Annotated in this window: 24 protein-coding genes; 6 read left to right on the plus strand and 18 right to left on the minus strand. The window is 43.5% G+C overall.

All coding sequences use genetic code 11. The annotated features are described in order from the left end of the window. Positions 1 to 176 precede the first annotated feature (176 nt). The 9 genes from B9Y67_RS18010 to B9Y67_RS18050 form a co-directional block, all read right to left on the minus strand. Positions 177 to 1478: a pyrimidine-nucleoside phosphorylase gene (locus B9Y67_RS18010; RefSeq protein ID WP_085508755.1), complete on the minus strand. Its 1302-nt coding sequence runs from the start codon at positions 1476 to 1478 to the stop codon at positions 177 to 179. Between the two features lie 18 nt (positions 1479 to 1496). Further along, entirely contained in the window at positions 1497 to 2321 is an 825-nt protein-coding gene (locus B9Y67_RS18015; RefSeq protein WP_085508756.1) for a purine-nucleoside phosphorylase, read from the minus strand. 13 nt (positions 2322 to 2334) lie between these two features. After that, the gene (gene deoB / locus B9Y67_RS18020) at positions 2335 to 3513 is read right to left on the minus strand and encodes a phosphopentomutase (RefSeq protein ID WP_085508757.1); all 1179 of its coding nucleotides are present in this window, start codon (positions 3511 to 3513) and stop codon (positions 2335 to 2337) included. Between the two features lie 97 nt (positions 3514 to 3610). Continuing rightward, positions 3611 to 4501: a site-specific tyrosine recombinase XerD gene (gene xerD, locus B9Y67_RS18025; protein ID WP_085508758.1), complete on the minus strand. Its 891-nt coding sequence runs from the start codon at positions 4499 to 4501 to the stop codon at positions 3611 to 3613. 6 nt (positions 4502 to 4507) lie between these two features. Beyond that, positions 4508 to 4726, minus strand: a complete 219-nt coding sequence (locus tag B9Y67_RS18030) for a YqzK family protein (RefSeq protein ID WP_085508759.1) — start codon at positions 4724 to 4726, stop codon at positions 4508 to 4510. 282 nt (positions 4727 to 5008) lie between these two features. Further along, positions 5009 to 5461, minus strand: coding sequence for a ferric iron uptake transcriptional regulator (fur, locus tag B9Y67_RS18035; protein ID WP_062446520.1), 453 nt, complete (start codon positions 5459 to 5461; stop codon positions 5009 to 5011). 117 nt (positions 5462 to 5578) lie between these two features. Continuing rightward, positions 5579 to 6217 (minus strand): stage II sporulation protein M, encoded by a 639-nt coding sequence (gene spoIIM / locus B9Y67_RS18040; protein ID WP_139823844.1) that lies wholly within the window; start codon positions 6215 to 6217, stop codon positions 5579 to 5581. A 71-nt stretch (positions 6218 to 6288) separates the two neighbouring features. After that, entirely contained in the window at positions 6289 to 7464 is a 1176-nt protein-coding gene (locus tag B9Y67_RS18045; RefSeq protein ID WP_139823845.1) for an endonuclease Q family protein, read from the minus strand. 2 nt (positions 7465 to 7466) lie between these two features. After that, positions 7467 to 8009 carry an NUDIX hydrolase gene (locus B9Y67_RS18050; RefSeq protein ID WP_085508761.1) on the minus strand — a complete coding sequence of 181 codons (543 nt, stop codon included), beginning with the start codon at positions 8007 to 8009 and terminating at the stop codon, positions 7467 to 7469. 93 nt (positions 8010 to 8102) lie between these two features. On the opposite strand from B9Y67_RS18050, the gene B9Y67_RS18055 reads away from it, so the two are divergent. Next, positions 8103 to 9023: an aldo/keto reductase gene (locus B9Y67_RS18055; RefSeq protein ID WP_085509237.1), complete on the plus strand. Its 921-nt coding sequence runs from the start codon at positions 8103 to 8105 to the stop codon at positions 9021 to 9023. Between the two features lie 80 nt (positions 9024 to 9103). Here B9Y67_RS18055 and B9Y67_RS18060 read toward each other — a convergent pair whose 3' ends face one another. The 6 genes from B9Y67_RS18060 to B9Y67_RS18085 all read right to left on the minus strand — a co-directional run bounded on the left by B9Y67_RS18060 (position 9104) and on the right by B9Y67_RS18085 (position 14697). Continuing rightward, positions 9104 to 9328, minus strand: coding sequence for a YqkE family protein (locus B9Y67_RS18060; protein WP_085508762.1), 225 nt, complete (start codon positions 9326 to 9328; stop codon positions 9104 to 9106). After that, on the minus strand, positions 9325 to 9657 hold the full coding sequence (locus B9Y67_RS18065; RefSeq protein ID WP_085508763.1) for an iron-sulfur cluster biosynthesis family protein: 333 nt from the start codon (positions 9655 to 9657) through the stop codon (positions 9325 to 9327). The genes B9Y67_RS18060 and B9Y67_RS18065 overlap by 4 nt, the downstream gene beginning before the upstream one ends. 66 nt (positions 9658 to 9723) lie before the next feature. Continuing rightward, entirely contained in the window at positions 9724 to 10998 is a 1275-nt protein-coding gene (locus B9Y67_RS18070) for a Y-family DNA polymerase (RefSeq protein ID WP_085508764.1), read from the minus strand. Positions 10999 to 11133: 135 nt separating this feature from the next. Continuing rightward, positions 11134 to 11928: an SDR family NAD(P)-dependent oxidoreductase gene (locus tag B9Y67_RS18075; RefSeq protein WP_085508765.1), complete on the minus strand. Its 795-nt coding sequence runs from the start codon at positions 11926 to 11928 to the stop codon at positions 11134 to 11136. Next, on the minus strand, positions 11925 to 12902 hold the full coding sequence (locus B9Y67_RS18080) for an MBL fold metallo-hydrolase (RefSeq protein ID WP_176224046.1): 978 nt from the start codon (positions 12900 to 12902) through the stop codon (positions 11925 to 11927). The genes B9Y67_RS18075 and B9Y67_RS18080 overlap by 4 nt, the downstream gene beginning before the upstream one ends. Before the next feature lie 175 nt (positions 12903 to 13077). After that, positions 13078 to 14697 carry a M20/M25/M40 family metallo-hydrolase gene (locus B9Y67_RS18085; protein ID WP_085508766.1) on the minus strand — a complete coding sequence of 540 codons (1620 nt, stop codon included), beginning with the start codon at positions 14695 to 14697 and terminating at the stop codon, positions 13078 to 13080. 79 nt (positions 14698 to 14776) lie between these two features. Here B9Y67_RS18085 and B9Y67_RS18090 point away from each other — a divergent pair, with 79 nt between their 5' ends. The 4 genes from B9Y67_RS18090 (at position 14777) to B9Y67_RS18105 (ending at position 18968) form a co-directional block, all read left to right on the plus strand. Further along, on the plus strand, positions 14777 to 15508 hold the full coding sequence (locus B9Y67_RS18090) for a glycerophosphodiester phosphodiesterase (protein ID WP_085508767.1): 732 nt from the start codon (positions 14777 to 14779) through the stop codon (positions 15506 to 15508). Between the two features lie 25 nt (positions 15509 to 15533). Then, the gene (namA, locus tag B9Y67_RS18095) at positions 15534 to 16553 is read left to right on the plus strand and encodes an NADPH dehydrogenase NamA (RefSeq protein ID WP_085508768.1); all 1020 of its coding nucleotides are present in this window, start codon (positions 15534 to 15536) and stop codon (positions 16551 to 16553) included. A 101-nt stretch (positions 16554 to 16654) separates the two neighbouring features. Continuing rightward, positions 16655 to 17584: a ribonuclease Z gene (gene rnz / locus B9Y67_RS18100; protein WP_085508769.1), complete on the plus strand. Its 930-nt coding sequence runs from the start codon at positions 16655 to 16657 to the stop codon at positions 17582 to 17584. 13 nt (positions 17585 to 17597) lie between these two features. Then, positions 17598 to 18968: an aldehyde dehydrogenase gene (locus tag B9Y67_RS18105; protein ID WP_085508770.1), complete on the plus strand. Its 1371-nt coding sequence runs from the start codon at positions 17598 to 17600 to the stop codon at positions 18966 to 18968. Positions 18969 to 19211: 243 nt separating this feature from the next. On the opposite strand, the gene B9Y67_RS18110 is transcribed toward B9Y67_RS18105, so the two are convergent. Genes B9Y67_RS18110 through B9Y67_RS18120 form a run of 3 tightly spaced genes read right to left on the minus strand, consistent with a single transcriptional unit; the run spans position 19212 to position 22405 of the window. After that, positions 19212 to 21146 carry a DUF6449 domain-containing protein gene (locus tag B9Y67_RS18110; RefSeq protein ID WP_085508771.1) on the minus strand — a complete coding sequence of 645 codons (1935 nt, stop codon included), beginning with the start codon at positions 21144 to 21146 and terminating at the stop codon, positions 19212 to 19214. Then, a complete protein-coding gene (locus tag B9Y67_RS18115; RefSeq protein WP_085508772.1) occupies positions 21124 to 22023 on the minus strand; it encodes an ABC transporter ATP-binding protein in 900 nt (299 codons plus the stop codon). Before B9Y67_RS18115 ends, B9Y67_RS18110 begins: the two co-directional genes overlap by 23 nt. Beyond that, complete coding sequence (locus tag B9Y67_RS18120) at positions 22016 to 22405, minus strand: GntR family transcriptional regulator (RefSeq protein ID WP_085508773.1); 390 nt, start codon at positions 22403 to 22405, stop codon at positions 22016 to 22018. Before B9Y67_RS18120 ends, B9Y67_RS18115 begins: the two co-directional genes overlap by 8 nt. Positions 22406 to 22712: 307 nt before the next feature. Here B9Y67_RS18120 and ppc point away from each other — a divergent pair, with 307 nt between their 5' ends. Then, a complete protein-coding gene (gene ppc, locus B9Y67_RS18125) occupies positions 22713 to 25472 on the plus strand; it encodes a phosphoenolpyruvate carboxylase (protein ID WP_085508774.1) in 2760 nt (919 codons plus the stop codon). The last annotated feature ends 23 nt before the right edge of the window (positions 25473 to 25495 follow it).

Raw genomic sequence — 25495 nt, forward strand, 5'->3', positions numbered from 1 at the left:
ATCGTTTTATTACGAAACATGGAGAAAATTATTTAATTAACGATATATTCATTATGTAAACAGTATTGGGGTAATCAATTCGAAAAAAACAGCGGGGAGCATTTTTAATCCCTCTAATTCAGAATAAAAGCGCCTCTATCCTTCAAATGGATAGAGGCGCCTGTTGGAGAGACGGTTTAATTAATTACTTTATGAATCAAAGTAGGTGCTGGAACTGTTTCTTTTGTGATGGTATATGCCTCTTTCACTTTAGTGATAGAGTCTGTTGGATTTTCTTCATCACTGTTTAAAACCACGAGAGGTTCGCCCGCTTTAACTTGATCGCCGATTTTCTTTTTAAGTGTAATGCCTACTGCATGGTTGATGGTATCATCTTTTGTCGCTCTTCCGGCTCCCAGATACATGGCTGCTACACCGATAGATTCGGCGTCGATAGCTGAGACATAGCCATCCGCTTCAGCAGGAACTTCGACCTCATACTTGGATTGTGGAAGTTTGTCCAAATCATCAATCATCGCAGTATCACCGCCCTGAGCACCAATAAAGTTACGGAATGCTTCGAATGCTTTCCCGTTTTCCAGGTTCTTCTCGAGCGCTGCATAGGCCTCTTCGTAATCAGAAAATACTTCTGCTAAGACGGTCATATGAGATGCGATTTCGAGAGATAAGTTTCGGAGGTCTGCCACATTCTTACCTTGCAAAATCTCTGCCGCTTCTTTAATTTCATTGGCATTACCGACTTCGTAACCAAGCGGCTGGTTCATATCACTTATGACAGCAACCGTGTTTCTGCCGAGGTTTTTACCGATATTCACCATTTCACGCGCTAACGCTTCAGAATCTTCCAATGTTTTCATAAATGCTCCAGTACCCGTTTTAACATCCAGGACGATACTGTCTGCTCCAGAAGCAAGCTTCTTACTCATAATGGAACCGGCAATCAAAGGAATGGAATCCACTGTTGCAGTAACATCACGTAACGCATAAAGCTTTTTATCTGCAGGAGCCAGGTTACCCGTCTGTCCCGCTACTGCCAGCTTGTGGGTGTTGACGTTGTTGATGAACTCTTCTTTCGTCATTTCAATATGGAAATTTTTAATTGCTTCTAATTTATCCAGCGTTCCGCCGGTATGTCCAAGGCCTCTTCCCGACATCTTCGCAACCGGGACGCCAACAGATGCAACCAATGGACCTACGATGAAAGTTACTTTATCACCTACCCCGCCGGTAGAATGTTTATCAACAATATGGCCTTCGATACCAGAGAGGTCGATTGTTTCCCCAGAATCTACCATCGCCTGTGTCAATGTTGCCGTCTCTTTTTCAGTCATTCCTTTGAAATAAATAGCCATAGTTAATGCGGAAGCTTGATAATCAGGGATATCACCTTTCGTATATCCTTCTACAAAAAACTTGATTTCTTCCTCATTAAGCTCAAGCCCGTTCCGTTTCTTCTGAATTACATCTACCATTCTCATTGTGCTCATCCTTCCCAATTAAGATGCGGGTATTGACTTTAAGATTTCTTTTACAAAACCAAGAAAATCTTCCCGGACCTGTGCTGTCGTCTCAATAACCTCGTCATGAGTAAGCGGCTGATCCAAAATACCAGCTGCCATATTTGAAATACAGGATATGCCCAGAACTTTAATGCCAGAATGGCTTGCTACAATAACCTCTGGTACCGTAGACATTCCTACCGCATCTCCCCCCACAGTCCGCAGCATTTTGACTTCGGCTGCTGTTTCATACGCTGGGCCAGTATTCCCTACATACACTCCATTTCTCACCTTAAGGCCTAAATTATCCGCACACTTCTGAGCAGTTTCGATTAATTCCTTATTATAGGCTTGTGACATGTCAGGAAAACGGGGACCCATTTCCTCGTCGTTTTTACCAATCAGTGGACTATCTCCCATATTGTTAATATGATCGTTGATGATCATAAGATCACCTGGATTGAAGTCCTTGTTCACACCACCTGCAGCATTGGTTACAAACATGGTTTCAATGCCCAATTGTTTCATGACACGAACCGGGAAAGTCACTTGTTGCATGGTGTAGCCTTCATAATAGTGAAAACGACCTTGCATTGCGATAACTTGATGCCCTTCCAGTTCCCCGATAACTAATTGACCTTTATGGCCAGATACTGTGGATTCAGGAAAATGAGGGATGTCGCCGTATGGTATGACGACCGGGTTTTTGATCTCCTCTGCCAACACCCCAAGACCTGACCCGAGTATCAAACCTACGCTTGGTGTTTCTGACACCTTGTCCATTATAAATGAAGCCGATTGTTTAATTTCTTCCATATTCATGGTTAACCCTCCATTACTTAATATCATTCAAAAAGCTTTGACCGTACTCTGGCATTTTAATATTGAAATTATCGGATACCGTAGCTCCGATATCAGCAAATGTTTTACGCTGTTCCAAACGTTTCCCTTCCTTGATTCCTTTATGATACGCAAGCAATGGCACCAATTCACGGGTATGATCTGTACCATGATGGATTGGATCGTTGCCATGGTCTGCTGTTATCAACAACAAATCATCTTCCTTTAGTTTCTCGAACACTTGTGGAAGTCTTGCATCAAAAGCTTCCAATGCTTCCCCATACCCTTGAGGATCACGGCGATGACCGAATTTCGCATCAAAATCGACAAGGTTAAGGAAATTCAAACCACGGAAGTCTTTATCCATAGAGGTCACTAATTGATCCATCCCGTCCATATTATCACTCGTACGAATGGATTCCGTGACACCTTCTCCATCATAAATATCCGAAATTTTCCCTAGAGCGATGACATCTAATCCTTCGTCTTTCATTTCATTCATAACAGTACGGCCAAAAGGCTTTAATGCATAGTCATGTCGATTAGGTGTCCGTTCAAATGCACCTGGCTCCCCTACAAACGGACGTGCGATGACACGACCGACCATATATTTTTCGTCGCGAGTTAATTCTCTGGCTGTTTCACAGATTTCATATAATTCTTCAAGGGGCACAACATCTTCATGAGCTGCGACCTGCAATACCGAATCAGCAGATGTATAGACGATCAACGCCCCAGTCTTCATGTGTTCTTCGCCTAACTCCTTTAAAATCTCTGTACCGGAAGCAGGCTTATTACCGATGATTTTCCGTCCAGTACGTTGAACCAGCTCCTGGAGCAGCTCATCTGGAAAACCGTCAGGGAAGGTACGGAAAGGCTTATCAATGTACAACCCCATGATCTCCCAATGGCCAGTCATGGTATCTTTCCCATTAGAAGCTTCCTGCATTGTAGTATAATGAGCTTTTGGCTTATCAGCCTCTTCAATACCTTTAATATTGCGAATGTTGCTCAGGCCTAACTCACCCATATTCGGCATATTCAATCCGTCCATATGTTCAGCGATATGACCAAGCGTATTCGCTCCTTCATCATTGAATTTGGCAGCATCAGGTGCCTCACCGATTCCTACTGAATCCATTACAATTAAAAATACTCGCTTGAATTCATTCATGATAAAACCTCCTATTGATTACATTCCTTATCCTTACCATTTTCACACAAAACATCGAGATGTAGGATGTCAGACAACTACTTTTGTAAAAAAGAGTTTATGCCCGTGGATGGTACGAGCGATAAACGTCTTTTAATCGTGTTTTGCTGACATGTGTGTATACCTGTGTAGTTGAAATATCAGCATGCCCAAGCATTTCCTGGACAGCTCGCAAGTCAGCCCCATTTTCTAACAGATGTGTAGCAAATGAGTGCCTTAATGTATGAGGGGTTATTGGCTTTTCAATCCCGACGTTACGGGCAACCGCTTTCAATATCTTCCAAAAACCCTGCCTTGATAATGAATTACCATGGTGGTTGACAAAAAGTTCTTCCGTCTGCTTTTTCTTAAGCAGGCTTGGACGGGAAAGGTTTAAATAGGCTTCGACAGCTTCCTTAGCCATATCTCCCAGCGGAATAATACGCTCCTTCGCCCCTTTTCCGAAACATCTGACAAATCCCATGGTAAGATGAAGGTCTGTCACTTTCAAAGAAACCAGCTCAGACACACGCAAACCAGTAGCATATAACATCTCCAGCATCGCCCGGTTACGAATGGTAAGTGGATCATTCCCTTGCAAGTTCAACAACTTGTCCACCTCTGCCATGGAAAGTACTTTTGGCAGCTTGCGCTCTTTTTTGGGAGTCTCGATATGCAGGCTCGGATCATGGCTGCTCAGCTTTTCCCTGACTAAAAATTGATGGAAAAGCCGAAGGGATGATAAAAGCCGAGCTATCGTAGCAGAAGAGCGGCCTTCATCCGTCAAATGATACATGTACTGCATGATATGCGACCTTGACACTTCATCCCAATCATTAATCGAAAAACTATCATCCAAAAACTCACCATATTGTCTTAAGTCACGTTGATAGGATTTAATTGTATTCTCCGATAACCCTCTTTCCACCGTTAAATAGTGGAAAAAATCCTCCAATGCATGCTTCAGCATACGTCTCTACTCTCCCAATTGAAAAAAAATCGATAACCGTTCCGGCCAGCTGATATCTTCCTGATTGAATACTTTCACAGCAGCCCCTTTCGGTTCATCATAACGATGATAGCGCTCATATTCCTGATGTACCATTCGTAAAGCCATATAAAAAAAGGAAGTACAAAGGACAAATATAATAAGAACCTTTAATGTATCCTTGAGGAACAACCAAACGTGTTTCATCAGCACGCCCCCTTGTCTATCTCCTTAACAAGGTATGCCATTCCTATCGGAAAATATACATAAAAAGAAGATTCCAATCTACTTTAAACGTACAATAATTCTAATAGAATGTAAAGAAATTCCGGTTCACCCTGGAAAACACCTTGATATCAGTGTCCTGCCAGCCTTTACACCTATATATTTTATCATACTATGTACCCTTGCCCAGCAGCAAAAAACAACAAAAAAGTGAACACGATTACCGCATTCACCATTGTACGTTTTATACTATTGACCAGTCCATCAGGATTTAACTGTTTCTTTTTGACAGACTCTGCATATCCCGTGAAAAGTCAAACGATGATCCTTCACCTGGAATCCCCACTGGTTTTCCACTATTTTTTCTACATCCCCAAGAAGGTCTTCTTCAATTTCTTCCACTGATCCACACTCGATGCAAACGAGGTGATGATGGAAATGTTCCGCACCTTCTTTTCGTAAATCATACCGGGAAACACCGTCCCCGAAATTTATTTTATCAACAATTTTCAATTCAGATAATAGCTCCAATGTCCGGTAGACTGTAGCCAGTCCAATTTCGGGCGCCTTCTCTTTTACAAGGAGGTAAACATCTTCAGCACTTAAATGATCCTCTTCATTTTCCAGCAATACTCGTACCGTCGCTTCTCGTTGAGGTGTCAGTTTGTAGCTTTGAGAATGCAGCTGCTTTTTTATCCGTTCGATCCGATGTTCCATGTAGCGTCCCCCTCCCGCGCAATTCCATTTTAATTATAAGCACAGAAGGAACCAGTGTCAAATTACAATCATTATAATTTATTATTTATAATTGTTATTAAATGATATTTATTATAATTAGTTGTAAAGCCATTTCACAACCCACTCCAGCGTTTGGTTAGATAGAAAAGCTTCTATAAAAGCAGCAATGACAAGACATGCGATTAAGATAGAAAAAAGAATCCCATATTGAAGAAAAATTGTCATGATCGGTTGATGTACCCGCTTCGAAAAAAGCTGCCGGAATAAAGTGATGGAAAAAATCATAGCTAATGCTCCAGCTATTAAATAAATCGGAATAATCAATAGATTCTGTGGTGCAATCGAAACGGAAGAAATCAAAAGCCCATACCATCCCATCTGATTGACGAGAAACCCTACAGAGAACCCCACGACCAGCCCTTTAATGAATAGCAATACGGTGATGATCGGCATACCGATGACAGAAATTCCTAATATAAATATCAGCAACATATATTTCAAGTGATAAGCAAGGCTATCCCAAAACAGAGTCGGCTTTGAAACGATATCTGTATTCATCATCTGCTGAAAAAATTGATTCAAATAAAAGTACAAGTCCTGTTTTTGAATAAAATTCATACTATTAACGATAATGGCTCCAAAAATGATTCCAATTAAAAATAGCACGGAAATGAAAATATAAATATTCATATAACTGGTAAAATGATTCTTCAAAACCCGCTGCTGTGCGTACATCCGTTCCTCCACCCCTTCCAAGCTATCTATTACAACTCTATGAAGTGATGGAAGAAAGTAGACCAATGTTTCTATGAATTTCTCCTGACCTTCCCATACTTGCCTCCTCCGCCGGCATCAATGGCTAGTTCCCCATTCCTCAATGCGATAATCCCTGTCGCAAGTTTATCCGGAACGACCTCTCTTAATTCCGTACTCTTCGCATGATGAATCACAGCCATTTCCGTACCGAACACATCAAGAAGCTTTTCATAAGTCTTCGGGCCAAGAGAAGGCAAATATTCAAGTGGGACCTGGTAGATGTATGGGGGGCGATTCATAATAGTGGCGTTCGGAGAAGCAAGTTCTTCTATCCTTTCCGCCACACCTTTAATTACCTTTTTGGAATGACAGACCGGGCAAGGAACTTCGTACTCGGCTAACGTAGCACCACAGTCGTTGCAGACGGTTTGATGATACTTACCTAATAAAGGATTCATACCATAATTGGCCAATACTTTCCTGTCTTTCCGGCCTTTGAGGGCTAATTCTAATTCCTGAAACGTAGGTTCAAGAAGTTCTACCCTCTGATATTCCCGTCCGATTTTCCCTAAAGAATGAGCATCTGAGTTAGAAACGAATGGATAACGGGATAATTCCTCAATACTATCCGCCATGTCTGTGTCAGAGCTTAACCCTAATTCTATCGCATCAATCTTTTCCGGGTTCAGTACTTCAGCTAATGATTTATGAACACCTTTGCCGTAAAGGCTTTTGAACGGAGTGAACACATGGGCGGGAATAAACCAGCCACCAAGGCTTTTCACATAATCCTGCAGTTCATGTGCTGTTCCGTAATAACGCTGGGAGCTCAAGTTAATATTTTTCATTCGTTCAGACAGCCAGATGGTGAACTTTCTCATCAATGAAAAATAAGGGAAATAGCACAACACGTGAATCGGTCCCTGGCAGGAATCATCATAGACTTCTATTTCTGAACCTAAAATCAATGTGGTATTCTCATAGCGGATCCCCCCTCCCGCCATTTCCTGAGCCCGTCCGCTCGAAAGAAAATCTTCAAGCTCCGCCTGTACGCTGGGTGCGTGGCTGTCAATCACTCCAATGATATCCATTCCTTTACGTCTGCTGGCTTCCCTCAAAATATTTGTCAGCGTGAGCGATTTGCCCCCACTGATTTTGACCGGGCGTCCATTCCAGTCTCTTCCAACATGAATATGAAGGTCGACGTTATAGATTGAAAAAGACATCTTCATTCTCCCCTGGATTTCAAATAAAGCAGCGCATAGGCAGTTTTGGCATCATGAATACGCTTTTCTTCCATTAGACGTTCCGCTTCCTCAAGAGGAAGTTCATACTTTTCAACAAATTCATCATCGTCTCCTGCAATGTCCTCCTGCAGGCGTTTCAGCCGGTTTGTAAAATATACATACACAAGCTCATCTGCGAACCCCGGCGAAGTATAAAACGAAGTGACAAGTTCCAGGTGGTCCGTCGTATATCCTGTCTCTTCTTCCAGTTCGCGTTTAGCAGTAACCTCAGGTGCTTCTCCATCTTCCAGCTTTCCAGCTGGTATTTCCAGGATGGTTTTCTCCAAAGCTTTGCGGTATTGTTCAACGAAAACGATGTTATTTTCCTCCGTCAATGCTATAATCGCTACAGCACCAGGGTGTTTGATTAATTCTCGTTTAGATGTGTTGCCATCGGGTAAAGTAACACTGTCTACCTGAAGTTTTATTACTTTCCCGTCAAATATCTTCTTTGTATCTATTGTTTTTTCTTCAAATTTTTTCACAAAAAAACCCCTCTCTGCTATCGCGCACACTACCGCCATTCTAACATATTGAGAATGGCGGTTATAACTATTTTCTAGGAAAGGGATGGTATGATGAATAAACGACAACTGGGAAAATCAGACCTTTATCTATCGGAAATCAGCCTGGGCTGCATGAACCTCGGAACAGAGGAGAATAAAGCAAAAGATATCATCGACCGAGCGCTGGATGCCGGAATCAACTATTTAGACACCGCTGATTTATATGATTTCGGCGAGAATGAAAAAATAGTAGGAAAAGCGATCAAACACCGCCGTGAAGATATCATTCTCGGCACCAAAGTTGGAAACCATTTTGATAAAGAGAAAGAAGATTGGCATTGGGACCCATCGAAGGAACATATCAAAAACGGCGTAAAAGACAGCCTCCAGCGGCTTCAGACCGATTACATCGACCTCTATCAGCTCCACGGGGGTACGATAGATGATAACATCGGGGAAACAATAGAAGCTTTTGAAGATTTGAAGCAGGAAGGTCTCATCAGAGAGTATGGAATTTCATCCATCCGGCCAAATGTCATCCGTGAACATGTCGAGCGTTCTAACATGGTAAGTGTGATGATGCAGTATAATATGTTAGATCGCCGGCCGGAAGAAGAAATTCTCGACCTGCTTCACAACAATAACATCAGCGTTCTCGCTCGCGGACCGCTTGCCAAAGGGATGCTCAGCAATAAAGGAGCAAAAGTTGCAGAGGCGAAGGCAAAAGACGGGTTTCTGGATTATAGTTATGAAGAGATGCTGGCACTGACTGAAAAACTTGAGGATTATGGTAATGAAGAACGTACACTCAACGCTCTGGCTCTACAATATGTCCTGCACCACCCAGCTGTAGCGACAGCCGTATTTGGAGCAAGCTCTGTGGAACAGGTAGATGACAACGTGAGCTTCTTAGAAGCCGCTCCATTGACCGAGCAGATTTTTGGTGAAATCCAGGCGTTAACCCGCCCGATCACCTACCAAAAGCACCGATAACTTTAACATCAACACTGAGGTTTAATAGAGCCTTAAATAAAATCAGGCTGCCTGATGGAGTATGCTCCACAGGCAGCCTTTCACTTGAACTTTTTCCAGTCCATTTCACTTTCTTCCAGCAGTTCTTCAAAGCTCTTATTTGCTTCTTTCTTCTTTCGTTCCTCTATTTTACGCTGTCTCTCTCGTTCCTTGTCCTGCTCTTCCTTTTGTTTCAGCTGGGTTTTTTTTGACTTCAATTGGGTTACGATATCGGCATTCAACCGGTCACTTAACGAACCTTGCTCATTGGTACGTTTCTTGCTCATGCGCTGTCTCCTTTCATCACTTCTGAACCTGGGATTACAGGATTGAGAACCCCGTTCGGGCTGCTTAAGCGGAGCTTCCCATTCACATTTTCCAGCCGGAGACGCTTCTCAAAAAAGACGGCCTGCTGTTTGTGAAGGATCACTTCAAAATCCTCATTATCTACACCTTGATCCCAATCGGTTCTTGTGTCCGTCCAACGGAGGGTGGGAACGCCATTCACCCCGCACCCACAGCCTTCCGTGTCATAATACAACCGTAAATACCTGCGGTTATCAGGGTTCAACGCTCGCAATTGTTCTTTCGCTTCATTGGTTATCCTCAATTCCATTTCTATCCCCCCTATGAGTATAATCATAAGAAATTTTTTATTTCCTGGCAAAAAAGACGTTCTGACTTATTCTGCAAAGTGCCCTCCGACAAGCTTGCTTCGATGAAGCGCGGTACCTGCTTCCGTATAAGAAACACCCCGGAGCAGTGCATCACTGCCATATTTGTCCCGGATAGCATCCATGACGTAACCGAGCTCCCGTTTACGATCCCTTCCCGTATCGAATAAATCCAATTGGATGCTCGTGTCTTCACTGATATTAGACAAAGATATCGATATGCTCCGAACCGTCTTTTCTTCATAGAATTCCTTAAACAGCTGCAGGCACGTATAATAAATATCCATGGTAATATTGGTCGGCTGGTCGAGGCTGCGCGAACGATGAAAGCCGCCGCCTCCTTCCGTTTTACTATAGCCGATCCCCAGACTGATTGTCCGTCCCGCTTTATCGTTGCTCCGCGCACGCCTCGCCACCTCTTCACACATTTCCAGCATGACGTGTTTCACTTGGGACGGGTCATGGTAGTCACGCAGCAGAATCTGGCTTTTCCCATAACTGATCTGCCCCTGGATGATAGGAGCACCAAGCTCCGATAAATCGACCCCGTGCGCATGGTAGAACAATTGGTTGCCCATGACGCCGAATACTTTTTCGAGCCGCTCCAGCGGGTAATGCGCAAGTTGGCCGACAGTCGTAATCCCCATCCGATTCAGTCTTCTTTCCAGGCGCGGACCGATTCCCCACATTTCTCTGAGCGGGGCAACCGGCCACAGTTTTTCCGGGACGTCCTTATAGGTCCACTCGGCGACGCCTTTTTTCTTCGCTTCCAAATCAAGACATAGCTTGGCCATCAGCATATTCGGACCAATTCCAATTGCCGCTTTGAGATGGAAGGTGTCTTCCAGTTCCTTCAAAATCATCGTTGCTATTTCCTCTGCTTCTCCGAACATCCGCTCGCTTCCATCGACCTCCAGGAAACTTTCATCAACGCTATAGGTGTGGATGGCTTCTTTCGGAACGTATTTATGAAACAGCCTCGTAACCTCAGTGGAAATCTCTAAATAGGTACTCATCTGCGCGGATACAATAACAATATCCGGGTCATCCGGTATTTCAAACAGCCGGCTCCCTGTGCGGATGCCGTAGTCCTTCTTCATCGCCGGGGATGCGGCTAATACTACACTCCCCCTGCGGTTCGTATCCGCCACCACTGCCAAATGGCAGGTCATCGGGTCAAGGCCGCGTAAAATGGCGGCACAGCTGGCATAAAAACTCTTCATATCGACACACAGGACTCGACGTTCCGGAAATAAATTGTAATCAATTACCGGATTACTCATTTCCGTCATACCTCTCTTTTGATCTCACCTTATATTATGCGAATATACGTTCGTATATGCAAGAGGGAATCATTGTAAAAAAAGAGACTGCAGGCTGAACTCAATAGAAAAAGCCCGGCAAATTACGTTGCCAGGCTATTTTTTATTGAATTGTTTGTTGAGGAGTTTTTCAGTCAAGCCAGGGAATTGGTAGTGCAGCTTACTACCCGCTTCCATCCAGACTGGAAGATTGATTTCCCTGCCCGGTCTGAATAATTGCTTAACGATCCGGTTGGCAACTCTGTTGGCGTCAAGCATCCATGGATCGACAGCCTTGCGGTAAGCACCTGTAGGATCAGCCTGGTCGAAGAAACCAGTGCGGACAGGGCCAAGATTTACTCCTGTGACCAATATGCCCTGATGCTCCGTTTCCAGGCGCAAAGCATTGGTGAAACCCAGTACGGCATGCTTCGTTGCGGCATAAACGGCAGACTTAGGCGTTGCCATCTTTCCTGACTGGGAAGCTATGTTGACGATGTGCCCGGAGCCCTGCTCGATCATCCGGGGGAGCACCTGGTGTGTCACTCTTAGCAAAGATGTAATGTTCAACTGGATCATCCGGTTGATATCCTGCCATTCAGACTCAGCAAAATAGTCAAAGATGCCCATCCCGGCGTTGTTGATTAGAGCATCAATCGATTCATGTTCTGCTAAAATTTGTTCACTAATCTCTTTCGATTCTGTGTCTCTGTTAAGGTCAGCCTGATACCAGTGGCAGGAGACATTGAATTTTTCTTCCAGTATATTTGCTATTGTCTCCAGCTTATTTGCAGATCGTGCTACCAGGATAGGGCTGCCGCCGTTCCTGGCCACATGAATCGCAATGTATTGGCCAATACCCCCTGATGCTCCGGTAATCAACACTTTTTTATCTTTTACAAAAGGGTTCATAATAAAGAACCCTCCACATTTTCATAAATAAGCACGCCATTGTCCACTTTGGTTTTTACAGCCTTTATGTCCTCCAGGTAATCAAGTTGTCCGATGGTTTCAGACATGGTAAGTCCAAATTGTTTCTCGTATTGGTTCGGAAATAAACGAGTGCAGATCTGGAACATGTTCATTTCAGCCTCACCAATGATTTCCCGCACTTTAGCCGCCCGTTTTTCCTGACTCTCTAGACGTCGGTGAATCAATTCAGCCGCATTAGTGAATGTCTTTCCATGACCAGGGTAAACATGTTCAATATCGTACGAAAGCAATTTTTTTAAGGAACTGCGATACTGGAGCATCGGCCTGGGTCTCTCTTTATCAGGTTGAAAAGGTGGTTCGAGCAATGGATTAGGAGAGATATGTTCAAGCAAATGATCGCCTCCCAGGAGAGCTCCGTCCTTTTCACGATAAAAAGACAAGTGGCTCTGTGCGTGGCCGGGTGTAGCAATTACTTTCCAATCTCCATGTCCTGGCAGTGCGTCGCCTTCAAGTATCGTGCTGGTAAGATTCCCTTTTGCTACGTCACCAAGAGGGTTGCGCAGTTGTTTCAAAAAGCTGAGGTAGTGCGCAGAGACCCCCGCCTGGTGATACAAAGTTTGAAAAAAGCTTTGATAATTTTGCAGGAATTCCGGATCTCTCTTAAGCCATTGATCTACCTGAGGATGAGCAATCACTTCTTCAAGACGCGGAAAGTATTCCATAAGACCGATATGGTCAGGGTGATGGTGAGTCAAAATCACCTGTTCAATATCTTTTGGTTCATAACCAATCTGCTTCAATTGATAAACAAATGCCTCCCAGGCCTCATCGCTCTTCACACCTGCGTCGATGATCGAGAGACGTTCTCCGTTCAGTACATAAATATGGACATCTCCTACTGCATAGGGAGTAGGTACGGTTATTTGGCTGATTTTTTGTTTCACGATAGTCATCTGATTTCCTCTCTCTTACTGAATAGTCATTCATTTAATTATACCATTGTAGCATAAAATTTCCATTCCCTCACTTTATTTCATCGTCGTAGGTTTGGCAGGGAAATACCTCGCTTTCCTCCTTCACTTACAACGATAAAAGCTGATCCGATGGATTTTCGGACCAGCAGTGGGGTCAGTTATTGAACAGCTGCTTTAATGTATATTGCAGCAGTTCGGGCAGATACTCAAACGAATAAGTAAGCTCAAGCCGTTCTGTCCATTGATGCGGATCCTTCCCTAACGGGCCAACATTAATGACCGGCATATTTAAGGTTTTCATCACATTCTCGGGCAGTTCAAACCCCCGCCCCTGGATCGGCATCAACTTCAAAAGATCTTCAAGTGGGGAATCCGAAGATACCGGACCTAGGAAACTCAAGTCAGACAGCCCGGCAAAATATTCGACATTTTTAAGAGCAACTCCATAAGTTTGGCTGGCATATGCTTGACAATCCTTCACCGTCGCTTCAATGAGCGGATCTTTTTTTGATGAAACGGATGGATAGAACGGCGGGCTGTAAAACAGAACGATCATTGGCCCGATATCTTTACATAACGAAGCAAGATCCTGAACGAGCAGGGTAGAAAAATCACGATCCCCTTGATCTCTTTGGGAAGTCAGCAGGTTCTGACGCCTTTCTACCTCTCCTTTTCCATACCTTTTTTCAGCCTCGCGGTATAATTGTTCATAAGTAAGGACCGTTACCGTCATGTCAAGGTGATCACGTTCATTTTCTGAAATATAATGCGCTGCCTTGTTATCATAGTGCTGGAGAATTTTTCCCCTTGCTCTTTCTGCTGCCGTAAGCAGCTTTTCATTTATATCTGCAATCGTCTGCTCCATATAAAGGACGTTATACATAGCTACAGCAGATTGAGGAGTCTGTACGGAATATTCCTCTTTAAGATCACGCTGCATCAGGCTGATTGGCGGTGGTGTCGTTTCCTCACCCACCGTCTCGATAAAATCCTCACTTAATTCCAATTCTTGCGCAAGATAACTGATCATCAGATTAGCATTCAACCCGGCAAAGGGCTCTCCTACATGTGTTTCTTTTCCATAGCAAAGAAAACCAGGAAGCACCTTTCCGATAGAACCCGTATATAAGTAGTAAGCAGTATCACCCGGGAATTTCCGAAACATTGGTTCCCCGTTCATCGTTGCTTTAAAATTCAGGTCATGCCGTTTCTGTAATTCGTCTAATGCCGGCAAAGCCGTAAGCATTCCAAGCGAATTCACTTCCTCATCAGGGACCGCGAGTAACAAAAGATTCCCATCAAACTCTCCATTCATCGCCTTTTCCAGCATAGACAAATGGACAGTCAGGCCTGCTTTCATGTCCATAGTTCCACGCCCAAACAACCAGTCACCTGTTTTCAAATCGTCTGCAGCTTCTTCCGGCAGCTCTTTTACACGATGTTGTAACTCTCTGGTCAGTTCTTTTGGATGGAAGGCCAGATTTTGAAAGGAACCATAATCTTCAATCCCCACCACATCTACATGGGAAAGCAGTACGATTGTATCTTTTGCTTCCGGTTTTTTTACTAGAGCAGTCAGGAGCTGACGCCCATCCTTTAACGGATAGGTTTGCAAAAAATCAGGATTTTCCTTGAAATAGGGTTTTGTCGCTAATAGGTGCTGCAGATATTCGATGATTGCAATTTCATCATTACTACTTGTAATACTCGGATAGTTGACAAGGGAACATAATAGGTCCGTCAACTGCTCTTTTGTCTTCCATTGTGGTTCCATCTTGATCCACTCCTTTAAATTGACTTTTACTAGTAAATGTCACACAATCAAAAAGAGTAGATAGCGAGAGGTGACATAATTGGTAACTTTGATTTATGCCCATAGAGGCGCCAGTAAACTTGCCCCCGAAAATACCATGCCGGCGTTTGATCTAGCCTACCAGGCAGGTGCAGATGGTATTGAAACGGATGTCCAGCTGACTAAAGACAGCGTTCCGGTTTTGATTCATGATGAGAATGTGCGTCGCACCACAAATGGTACCGGTTTCGTTCAGGATTATACATATGGAGAAATAAAAAAGCTGGATGCAGGCAGCTGGTTTTCCTCGAAATTTTCAGATACACCTATTGTAACATTAGAAGAATTTTTAGGTTGGGTACAGGACAAATCTATGGTGTTAAATATCGAGCTCAAAAACAATGTAATTGATTATAAAAATATGGAACGAATCGTTTATGACCTTCTACAGGCCCACCAGTTGCTTGATCAAACGGTGGTTTCCTCATTCAACCCCGACAGTATGAAACGGATGAAGGAAATCGATCCAAAGGTGGCGACGGCCTTTTTAACTTCTCAGAAGCTCCCTGACCTTTTGGGATATTTGAGAAGGTTACAGGTGGATGGTTTACATGCAAAGTATCGGCTGCTGAACAAAAAACTGGCAGAGAATTGTATGCAGCAAAACCTGGCCTTGCGCAGCTACACGGTAAACCGACCTGCCCAAATGAAAAAGTGTTTTAAGCTAAAATGTGAAGGAATTTTCACAGATGTGCCCCACTTGGCTAAAGAATACCGTGAGTTATATCAATAATATAAAACCATAAAGGAGAAATAGCATGGAATCAAAATTATTTTCCCCTTATAGGATAAAAGATGTCACACTAAAGAATAGAATCGTTATGTCCCCGATGTGTATGTATTCTTCTGATACTCAGGACGGGAAAGCTGCTCCCTTCCACTTTACGCACTATGAAAGCCGTGCTGCCGGACAAGTCGGTCTTGTCATGACGGAAGCTACTGCTGTGGTACCGGAAGGGAGAATTTCCTATGAAGATCTTGGTATTTGGAGCGATGAACATATATTGGGATTGAAGCAGATCAATGAAGGGATACACCGCCATGGTGCTGCTTCTGCCATCCAGCTTGCCCACGCCGGAAGAAAAGCTGACCTGAAAGATCCTATTTATGGACCCAGTCCGCTCCCTTTTAATGAGCAGTTACAAACTCCGAATGAGATGTCCATGAAAGATATCCAACATGTAATCACCGCTTTTAAAGATGCTGCCAAAAGAGCTGAAGAAAGTGGGTTTGATATCATCGAACTCCATGGTGCCCATGGTTACTTGATCAATGAATTCCTATCTCCTCTTACTAATAAACGAAGCGATGATTATGGAGGTTCTACAGAAAACCGCTACCGTTTTCTGAAAGAAGTGATTACAGCTGTCAAGGAAGTATGGAATGGCCCTTTGTTTGTTAGAATTTCAGGGAATGAATATCATGAAGAAGGCAATACGATGAATGATTTTCTCTACTTTGCAAGGGAAATGAAAAAGCAGGGTATCGACTTGATCGATGTCAGTTCAGGCGGTGTCGTCCCGGCTTCCATTAATCCATTTCCCGGCTACCAAATATCCTACGCGGAGGAAATCAAACGCAGGACCGGGATTCCCACAGGAGCTGTGGGGCTAATAACACATGGAATTCAAGCAGAAGAAATTGTTCAAAACGAACGCGCTGATTTGGTATTCATCGGCCGCTCTTTATTGCGTAATCCATACTGGCCGATGCAGGCAGCTGAAGAGTTAGGATTCGCCCTTGAAGGACCCCGCCAATATGCAAGGGCGTGGAAATAAAAAATTCTCAAAAGGTCCGTCCATTTCATTGGCTCGGACCTTTCTTTTTACGTGTCACGTGGCTTAGCCAGTGATAAGATAGCGGTATAGGAGGAAAGAATATGGAATTATTTTTTCTCGGGACTGGTTCCGGAGTCCCTTCAAAAGAACGGAACGTTTCCGCATTAGCCTTGCAGATGCTTCAAGAACGGCAGAGCACCTGGCTGTTCGACTGCGGGGAATCCACCCAGCACCAAATTCTGCGTACCAATATCCGGCCGCGCCGGGTTGAAAAAATATTTATTACCCACCTCCATGGCGATCATATTTACGGCCTGCCAGGTTTTTTAAGCAGCCGTTCTTTTCAGGGTGGAGAAACCCCCTGTACGATATATGGACCAAAAGGGTTGAAGGAATACATCACGATAAGTCTCCGTGTCAGTGGCACAAGGCTTACGTATCCCCTTGAAATTGTCGAAGTGATTGAGGAAGAGACGATTTTTGAGGATGAAGGCATTACAGTAAAGAGTGTGCCGCTTGAACACGGGCTTGAAAGCTTCGGTTATATTATCCAGGAAAAAGATCAGCCCGGGGAGCTTCTGCCTGAAAAACTGAAGGATGCAGGGATTTCGCCTGGACCTATTTACCAAAAAATAAAACAGAACGAAACGACGGAGCTGGCTGATGGCACTGTAATTCGCAGGGAAGATTATCTCGGTCCTGTTAAGGCAGGAAGAAAAATCGCCATTCTTGGGGACACCCGGTACCTGGAAGGATTGGCGGATATTTTAAAACATGCCGATATTCTTGTCCACGAAGCCACTTTTGCAGGAGCAGATGAGGAATTGGCCCATGCGTACTTTCATTCCACCACCCGTCAGGCGGCTCACCTTGCCAAACTTGCTGAGGTGAAGCAATTGATAATCAGCCACATATCTTCCAGGTATCAAGGAGATAAAGTTAAGGATTTATTGCGGGAAGCACAGGAAATCTTCCCTGATACAGCAATCGCCTATGACTTTTACCACCACCCTGTTCCGGCTAATAAGTAAGGAGGAATGTTCGATGTCCGTCATCTCGAAAGCGACAGCAGACCAAAAAGATTTTTTTCGCCAGGGTCACACGAAGCCATACGAGTTTCGTCTCGCTCAGTTAAAAAAGTTGAAAAAGATGCTGAAAAAATGGGAGTCTGCTATTCTTGAAGCAGTAAATGCCGACTTGAATAAATCAGAGTACGAGGCTTACACTACCGAAGTCGGCTTCCTCTATAGTGAAATTGATGACCATATGAAACACTTGGAAGAATGGATGGAACCAATTGATGTAAAAACTCCTCTTACTCATAAAGGCTCGAAAAACTATATCCTAAAAGAGCCCTATGGAAATGTGCTCGTTATTGCTCCATGGAACTATCCGATCAACCTGGCTTTCGCTCCGGTCATTGGAGCCATAGCTGCTGGCAACACTGTGATTCTTAAGCCATCCGAGCTTACACCGACGGTTTCTTCGCTGCTGGAGGAGATGGTTGCTGAAACCTTTGAACCCGGTTTCTTCACCGTAATCGAAGGTGGGAAAGAAACCAGTCAGGCTTTACTCGACCAACGCTTTGATTACATCTTTTTCACCGGAAGCATTCCAGTCGGAAAAATTGTAATGGAAAAAGCGAGCAAGCATCTGACACCTGTCACACTGGAACTTGGCGGAAAAAGCCCCGCAATCGTCCATAAAGATGCCAAACTTGACCTGGCTGCCAAACGGATTGTCTGGGGAAAATTTACTAACGCAGGACAGACCTGTATCGCACCTGATTTCCTTTATGTTCACCAGGATGTGAAAGATAAACTATTAGCTAAGATTAACAAGCATATAGAAACCATGTATGGGAAAGATCCATTGAAGAACCCGGATTTCACCAGTATTGTATCCAGTGGACACTTTGACCGATTAACTGGCTTTTTGGATAATGGTCAAGTTTTCACTGGTGGCCGCGTGGACCGGGAACGATTAATGATCCAACCGACCATCTTAGATAATATCGATTGGAAGGACCCAGTCATGGAAGAAGAAATATTCGGTCCGATTCTGCCTGTACTGACTTTTGAAAATCTATCTGAAGCAGTGGATAACCTCCAAGATAAAGAGAAACCCTTAGCTCTCTACTACTTCGGCCAAAAAGAAAAACAGCAGAAATTTGTGACGGAAACGCTATCCTTTGGCGGCGGTTGTATCAATGACACCCTTTATCATATTGCCAACCCTCACCTTCCCTTCGGCGGGGTAGGGAGCAGCGGCATGGGGGCCTACCATGGAAAAGCAAGTTTTGAGACATTCTCCCATCAAAAGAGCATGACAAAGCAAACAACCAAATTCGACTATAGCTTTCGCTACCCAGGCTCAAAAATGGGATTGAAAATCATTAAGAAATTATTGAAATAGTGTAAATAAACCGCCTGATTACGATATGATCAGGCGGTTTTCTCTTGGTCTAGGAAATTATAAAATTCAGTGTTGGTGGTTAACCCCTTTGGAACTGGCTGCATCCAGCTCCAGCGCCTACCCCCTCGAGGTCTTAAGTCAATCCTCTCTGTGACAAAGAACGTCACGCCGAGGCTTGTCTTAAGCTTGTCGGGGGTGAGCAAGGCGCTTGCGCATTTGTTCTGCTAAGCACTCATTTTTTCTTTATTTGATGATTCGGGAAACAAAGTCTTCCGGGACACTATAGATCATTTCCGGATAGCCTCCCTTGTAGTAAAGGGCAACAAAATAACTTCCTTGATTGTCATTCCCGCTTCTATTCAGCAGCATCTCGACTTTTTCCGGGTCCGTTATCGTCCATACGTGGTCGCTCGATGCAGCCGCTTTTTCGAATCGATTATAAATCGTACCCTCATCCCCTTCCCCATACATGATCACGGCTTTTGAAATGTCATCGGCTGTAAGGATGATGTCTTCGTACATTTGCTGTTCCTGAAGCCAGTCATTAAATCGGTCATACGAGCGCTTTATTGGTACGTGAAATTCTGTTCCATCACTTAATGAAAAACTGATTTCACCCTGGTCTCCAATCAAGGGATACCTCTTATCAAAGGTTTCTTCATCCAAATCCTGCTTCAATTGTTTCACCAATGAGGCAATCTTTTCAGCATTTGTTATTACAATGTTCTCGTCCTCTTTTCCGGGTACATAAAACCGGATATTCTCGATATCTTCACTGTCCACATGTAAGACAGGGTATTTTAACTGTTTATATTCTTCTGATTCATAGATTGGTTTCAGTGCAGACTGAAGCTGGTCTTCAGAAATTATATATTCTCTAATGACACTTCCCTGATCTTTTTCCTCATAGGCAAGGAATATATTTCGCTTTCTGTTGGCATGATCATCAGGCGGGCCGGTTTCCACAATCTGCTGATGAAGGTTCCGAATCGCCTCGATATTTTCCGCGCTGGTCAGGTATCCTGCTTCTGACATCATCATCTCGTTTTTGTTTTTATACGTATAGGAACCTTCCCCTATAAATACACGTTCCACATTCCCAGCTTCCGGTATTGCTTTTTCATAACCGGTGACATCTATTTCCAGCATGAAGAAAACAAGGAATGTGACAACGGAAAAGCCAAGATAGCCTTTCCATTTTCCGAAGACCCGCCATGTTTTTTGCAATACCATCTCAGCAACCGTATACCCAACCAATGAACCGACGACATATCCGAAAATCACCCACCCCGCAGGCTGGCTTTGGAAGTACAATCCTCCCACAAGCATCATACAGAATGTCAATCCGTATTTGAACAATGGTCTCAAGCCGTTATAAACGATTGCCTGCCCGGCCATTTCTAATTTTCTATGTTTGTAAATAACCCATGCTAAGCCATAGAAAAATACGGCGATGCTTGTATAAATGATAAACCGGATTGCTGGTAAGGACCCATTAAACAGGTTTAATGAATCGCTGAGTGGTGAAAGCATTTCTATACTGCTGTCCATATAATAATTTGTAGAAAAACCATATAAAAACTGGTCTAGAACAAAATAGAAAAGCACTGTGATCCCAGCCGGGAAAAGCAGCATGATATAGGTCAGGACTCCCTGGACTGCCGACATGCCGGTCAACATACCGACAAACACGGTGGAAAAAAACAGCAGCAATGTATAGGACAGCGTTCCTCCTGCCCAATACCAAAGGTCACTCCACTCATAAATACCACTTAAATCATAACTAACAGTAATGATGGCAATAATTAAGGTTGTGATGAGAATGGGTGAAACTAAGATAACAAGGCCATTCCAAATATTAATATGGTAAAGCTCCTTCCGCTTTAATGGCAGGCTATGTATAAAGTCGGAGGACTCTTTCATATGAAGATAACGAAATAAAAACACTGCTAATAATACGGGCAGAACAATCATCAGCAGCTGCTGAATCTCAAAGTTAACCTGGAATAGGCCTCTCTGATAGAAATACTCACCTAAAGGTCTGTCACTGGATACTTCCATCATTAACTTGAGAGGAAGGGCGAATAGCAGACCTGCCAAATATACGATACCGATCCAGCCGACACTGCGGAAGTTCTGTTTTGTAACTTCTTTTTTAAACGAGGATGTTTTCAACATTGTAGCCGACACCTCCCATTTCATAAATGAAGATTTCTTCTAATGTAAGCGGCAGCAAATCAAAAACTACCGGACTATAAGCTTCAACCTTCTCCGTGATGACTTCTTCACTCCCCCGTACGATCCATAACCGGACACTTCCCCGCTTTTCTTCGTGCAGGAGTGTTAATTCCTGTTTCAATTTGGCTGGTACGTGATTTCTGAAAGCCGCCTGGACTTTATGGATGTCCGCTTTCAAATCATCGAGGTCTTTTTCTAAAAGAATGTCTCCATTATGTAAAATCCCAACATAATCGCAGATGTCTTCTACTTCTCTTAAGTTATGCGAGGATATAACAATGGTCATTTGCCGTTCTGCAACATCCCGGATCAATAGATTTTTCACCTTTTTCCGTACTACTGGATCCAAGCCGTCAAACGGTTCATCGAGAATCATAATATCCGGCATTGCTGATAAAGCAAGCCAGAATGCTACCTGCCTTTGCATGCCTTTTGAAAATTGACTGACTTTCTTTTTGATATCAAGACCGAATATATCTTTTAATTCCTCGAACCTTGACTGGTCCCAGCCAGAATAAATATTTTGATAGAACTTTGCCATTTGTTCAATCGTGTAATGAGAGAAAAAGTAAAGCCGATCAGGGATGAAGACCATTTTATTTTTCACCTCATTATTTTCATAAACAGGAGCCTCCTTCATCTGCACACTGCCTTCCTCCTGCTTTAATATTCCAGCCATGATTTTCAGCAGTGTGGTTTTTCCTGCCCCATTAGATCCGAGAAGACCATAGATGGAACCGGTCTTAATCTGTAATGTAATATCATTAAGCACCCTTTGGTTTTGAAAGGATTTCTCTACACCCCGTAATTCAATCATTTGTCTTTTGCCCCCCTATCGATTCCTCTGCTTTTTTAATAAGCTGTTCGATTTCCTTCCGTGTCACGCCAAGGTACAACGCTTCAGAAATATCCGCTGTCAGTTTTTCTTTAATCTTCATAAGTTCCTCCTGATTAACGGCATCATCAGAAACCTGTACGAAGCTCCCTTTTCCTTTTACGGAATAGATGTAGCCTTGGGTTTCCAGCTCGCGGTAGGCTTTTTGAATGGTATTTGGATTGATCGTCATCTGTTTCGCCAATGTTCTCACCGAAGGAAGCTTCTCGTCTGCCTGCAGAATCTCTTTGATAATTAATTCCTTGAATTTCTCGACAAGCTGTTCGTAGATAGGCTTTCTGCTTCGTAAATCCAAATCAAACATGGCCTTCTCCCTCCGATCCATGAACCGTGTTAACTGTATTAGTATCCTTAGTACAGTTTAAGTATATAGGATAATATGGAATTTGAGAAGCAGTTTTTTACTTTTTATGAAATTATTTACCATGAGCAAGCAGAACAGTGGAGAAACTTAAAAAATTTTGATAGTTTAATACTTCAACAAAAACTAGTCTGGTTAAATTTTTATAGTTAATAGATTTGACTATCCTAAAAATTCTGATAACATAAGAAAACATACATCGGCCATAATTTGGCCAGTAATTTTTAAAGAAAAACAGGAAGGTGAAATCATGACAACAACAAGACAATCCAATGACAGTACTATCCCCTTACGACGTGACGTAAGTGAACTGGGTAATATGCTCGGTGACATTTTAATTCATCATGGCGGTCAGGAATTGTTCGATAAAGTAGAAACAATCCGCCAAATGTCGAAAGAGCTAAGAAGCAACCCGGATGAAGCAACCTATCAAAAGCTGAAACAAGAAATCGAAAACCTCCATCCTCCGATGCGCTCCCAAGTCATCCGCGCATTCTCAATTTATTTCCATCTTGTTAATATAGCTGAGCAGAACCATCGTGTTCGCCGGCGCCGCGAATACCGGCTTCGTGAAGATCATGGAATACAACCATTCTCCTTGGAGAGTGCCGTCGAGTCACTTCGCAAGAATGATATTTCCAGTTCCGTAATCCAGGATGTCCTCGACCAATTATCCTTAGAGCTGATTATCACGGCCCATCCTACAGAAGCGACAAAACGAACGGTATTGGAAATCCAAAAACGAATCGCTACCATTTTGCAACAATTGGACAACCCTCAACTCACTTCCCATGAAAGGGAACAGTTGCAGGACAGTTTAATGAATGAGGTCACTGTCCTCTGGCAGACAGATGAGCTCCGGGAACGGAAACCGACAGTCATGGATGAAGTGAGAAATGGGCTTTATTACTTTGATGAAACACTTTTTGATGTGCTTCCTGACATCCATCAGGAACTGGAAGACAGGCTGGAGGAAAGCTATCCAGGCGAGGAATGGCAGATCCCTAACTTCCTTCGTTTCGGCTCCTGGATTGGGGGAGACCGTGATGGGAACCCGAATGTTACTCCTGATATTACCTGGAGTACATTAAAAAAACATCGAGAGCTGGTACTCGATAAATATGAAGAAGTCCTGGTAGAACTGATGAAGCGATTCAGTCATTCGACCAAAATTGTTACAGTCACTGATGAGCTGCTTACCTCGGTAGAAAAAGAGGAAGCCCTTATAGGTGCAAATAAAAAATGGCGTGTAGAAAAAGAAATTTACCGACGGAAATTCGCCATCATATTAGAACGACTTCGCAATGTTGGAAAATCAGAATTAGGTTACGATTCTGCTGATCAGCTATTGGACGACCTGTATATGATTCAACGAAGTGTAAAAAGTCATCAGCCAAACCAGCGGGAATTAAAGATGCTTCGTAAACTGGTACGCCAGGTGCAGCTGTTCGGCTTTCATTTAGCAACTCTCGACATTAGGAACCATAGTGGTGAACATGAAGCCGCCATTACAGAGATTCTCCAGAAAGTAAATATCTGCGAAGATTATGCTTCATTAAGCGAACAAGAAAAAATTAAAATGCTGGAAGGTATCCTCGAAGATCCTCGTCCGATCACTTTGTTGGATGAAGATTATTCAGAGGAAACACAACAAATGTTGCGGGTTTTCAATTTAATTCGTGAAGCCCATCGTGAATTCGGGGATCGTGCCATCGAGGTATACCTTGTAAGCATGACAGAAGCAGCCAGTGACCTGCTGGAAGTATTAGTGCTTGCCAAAGAAGCCGGAATTTACCGTCTGCATCCCGATGGAAGAGTGGAAAGCAATCTGAATGTCGCACCTCTTCTGGAAACAGTGGACGATTTGATAGCAGGACCTGAAATTTTGAAAACCTTATTTGAAATGGATGCCTACCGCAAACACCTAGGCGAGCGAAACAACCACCAGGAAGTCATGTTAGGCTATTCCGATGGAAGTAAAGATGGCGGTACCCTGACTGCCAATTGGAAGCTTTACAATGCACAGCAGGAGATTCATGATATGGCCAAAGAATATAACATTGGACTTAAGTTTTTCCATGGCCGTGGCGGATCACTAGGCCGAGGTGGCGGGCCATTGAATAGAAGTATCCTCTCCCAGCCAGCGGAAACCCTGGGAGACGGCGTAAAAATTACAGAACAAGGTGAAGTATTGTCTTCCCGCTACCTTATCCGCGATATCGCTTATCGAAGCCTGGAACAGGCAGCATCTACCCTCGTTGAAGGAGCTGCACATGTATCGAAAGAATCAGAACAAGGGCATCACCGGGAAGCTACATGGGAAAAAGCCATGGAAGAAATATCAGAGGTTTCCCTTAAGAAATATCAATCTCTAGTATTTGGCGACAAAGACTTCCTCACTTATTTCAATGAAGCAACACCATTGAAAGAAATCAGTGAACTAAACATCGGATCCAGACCGATGAAACGGAAAGACAGCTCTAAATTTGAGAATTTACGCGCGATTCCATGGGTATTTTCCTGGACACAAAACCGCCAGCTGCTCCCGGCATGGTATGCTGCAGGTTCCGGCCTGACTTCTTATGCAGAACAAAGCAGCAATCACCTGGAGACATTGCAGCAAATGTATGAACACTGGCCATTCTTCCGCTCCACCATCGATAATCTGCAAATGGCTTTGATGAAAGCGGATCTTCAGACAGCAAATCACTACAAGTCGCTTGTAAAAGATAAAGACCTTGGTGAACGGATCTATAGTGACATTGTAGATGAATATAATCGAACGAAAGATATCCTATTAAAGATCAGCGGGGACCAGGAATTATTGGATAAACAAGTCACAATCCAGGATTCGGTAAGATTACGTAATCCTTACGTGGATCCATTGAATTTCCTTCAAGTCGAATTGATCAAAGAATTAAGAGAAACGGAAAGCCGCGAAGAAAGTCTGCTTACCGAAGTCCTCCTTACTATCAGTGGGGTAGCTGCCGGACTTCGTAATACAGGTTGATTAAATGAATCATTATGTTACCG

Origin of the sequence: Thalassobacillus devorans, assembly GCF_900176565.1 — a bacterium.
Lineage (GTDB): Bacteria > Bacillota > Bacilli > Bacillales > Halobacillaceae > Thalassobacillus > Thalassobacillus devorans_A.

Excerpts from the sequence above, each read along its gene's own strand:
- B9Y67_RS18010 (WP_085508755.1), bottom strand. The coding sequence starts at position 1,478 with ATGAGAATGGTAGATGTAATTCAGAAGAAACGGAACGGGCTTGAGCTT.
- B9Y67_RS18015 (WP_085508756.1), bottom strand. The coding sequence starts at position 2,321 with ATGAATATGGAAGAAATTAAACAATCGGCTTCATTTATAATGGACAAG.
- deoB (WP_085508757.1), bottom strand. The coding sequence starts at position 3,513 with ATGAATGAATTCAAGCGAGTATTTTTAATTGTAATGGATTCAGTAGGA.
- xerD (WP_085508758.1), bottom strand. The coding sequence starts at position 4,501 with ATGCTGAAGCATGCATTGGAGGATTTTTTCCACTATTTAACGGTGGAA.
- B9Y67_RS18030 (WP_085508759.1), bottom strand. The coding sequence starts at position 4,726 with ATGAAACACGTTTGGTTGTTCCTCAAGGATACATTAAAGGTTCTTATT.
- fur (WP_062446520.1), bottom strand. The coding sequence starts at position 5,461 with ATGGAACATCGGATCGAACGGATAAAAAAGCAGCTGCATTCTCAAAGC.
- spoIIM (WP_139823844.1), bottom strand. The coding sequence starts at position 6,217 with ATGTACGCACAGCAGCGGGTTTTGAAGAATCATTTTACCAGTTATATG.
- B9Y67_RS18045 (WP_139823845.1), bottom strand. The coding sequence starts at position 7,464 with ATGTCTTTTTCAATCTATAACGTCGACCTTCATATTCATGTTGGAAGA.
- B9Y67_RS18055 (WP_085509237.1), top strand. The coding sequence starts at position 8,103 with ATGAATAAACGACAACTGGGAAAATCAGACCTTTATCTATCGGAAATC.
- B9Y67_RS18060 (WP_085508762.1), bottom strand. The coding sequence starts at position 9,328 with ATGAGCAAGAAACGTACCAATGAGCAAGGTTCGTTAAGTGACCGGTTG.
- B9Y67_RS18065 (WP_085508763.1), bottom strand. The coding sequence starts at position 9,657 with ATGGAATTGAGGATAACCAATGAAGCGAAAGAACAATTGCGAGCGTTG.
- B9Y67_RS18070 (WP_085508764.1), bottom strand. The coding sequence starts at position 10,998 with ATGAGTAATCCGGTAATTGATTACAATTTATTTCCGGAACGTCGAGTC.
- B9Y67_RS18075 (WP_085508765.1), bottom strand. The coding sequence starts at position 11,928 with ATGAACCCTTTTGTAAAAGATAAAAAAGTGTTGATTACCGGAGCATCA.
- B9Y67_RS18080 (WP_176224046.1), bottom strand. The coding sequence starts at position 12,902 with ATGACTATCGTGAAACAAAAAATCAGCCAAATAACCGTACCTACTCCC.
- B9Y67_RS18085 (WP_085508766.1), bottom strand. The coding sequence starts at position 14,697 with ATGGAACCACAATGGAAGACAAAAGAGCAGTTGACGGACCTATTATGT.
- namA (WP_085508768.1), top strand. The coding sequence starts at position 15,534 with ATGGAATCAAAATTATTTTCCCCTTATAGGATAAAAGATGTCACACTA.
- rnz (WP_085508769.1), top strand. The coding sequence starts at position 16,655 with ATGGAATTATTTTTTCTCGGGACTGGTTCCGGAGTCCCTTCAAAAGAA.
- B9Y67_RS18105 (WP_085508770.1), top strand. The coding sequence starts at position 17,598 with ATGTCCGTCATCTCGAAAGCGACAGCAGACCAAAAAGATTTTTTTCGC.
- B9Y67_RS18110 (WP_085508771.1), bottom strand. The coding sequence starts at position 21,146 with ATGTTGAAAACATCCTCGTTTAAAAAAGAAGTTACAAAACAGAACTTC.
- B9Y67_RS18115 (WP_085508772.1), bottom strand. The coding sequence starts at position 22,023 with ATGATTGAATTACGGGGTGTAGAGAAATCCTTTCAAAACCAAAGGGTG.
- B9Y67_RS18120 (WP_085508773.1), bottom strand. The coding sequence starts at position 22,405 with ATGTTTGATTTGGATTTACGAAGCAGAAAGCCTATCTACGAACAGCTT.
- ppc (WP_085508774.1), top strand. The coding sequence starts at position 22,713 with ATGACAACAACAAGACAATCCAATGACAGTACTATCCCCTTACGACGT.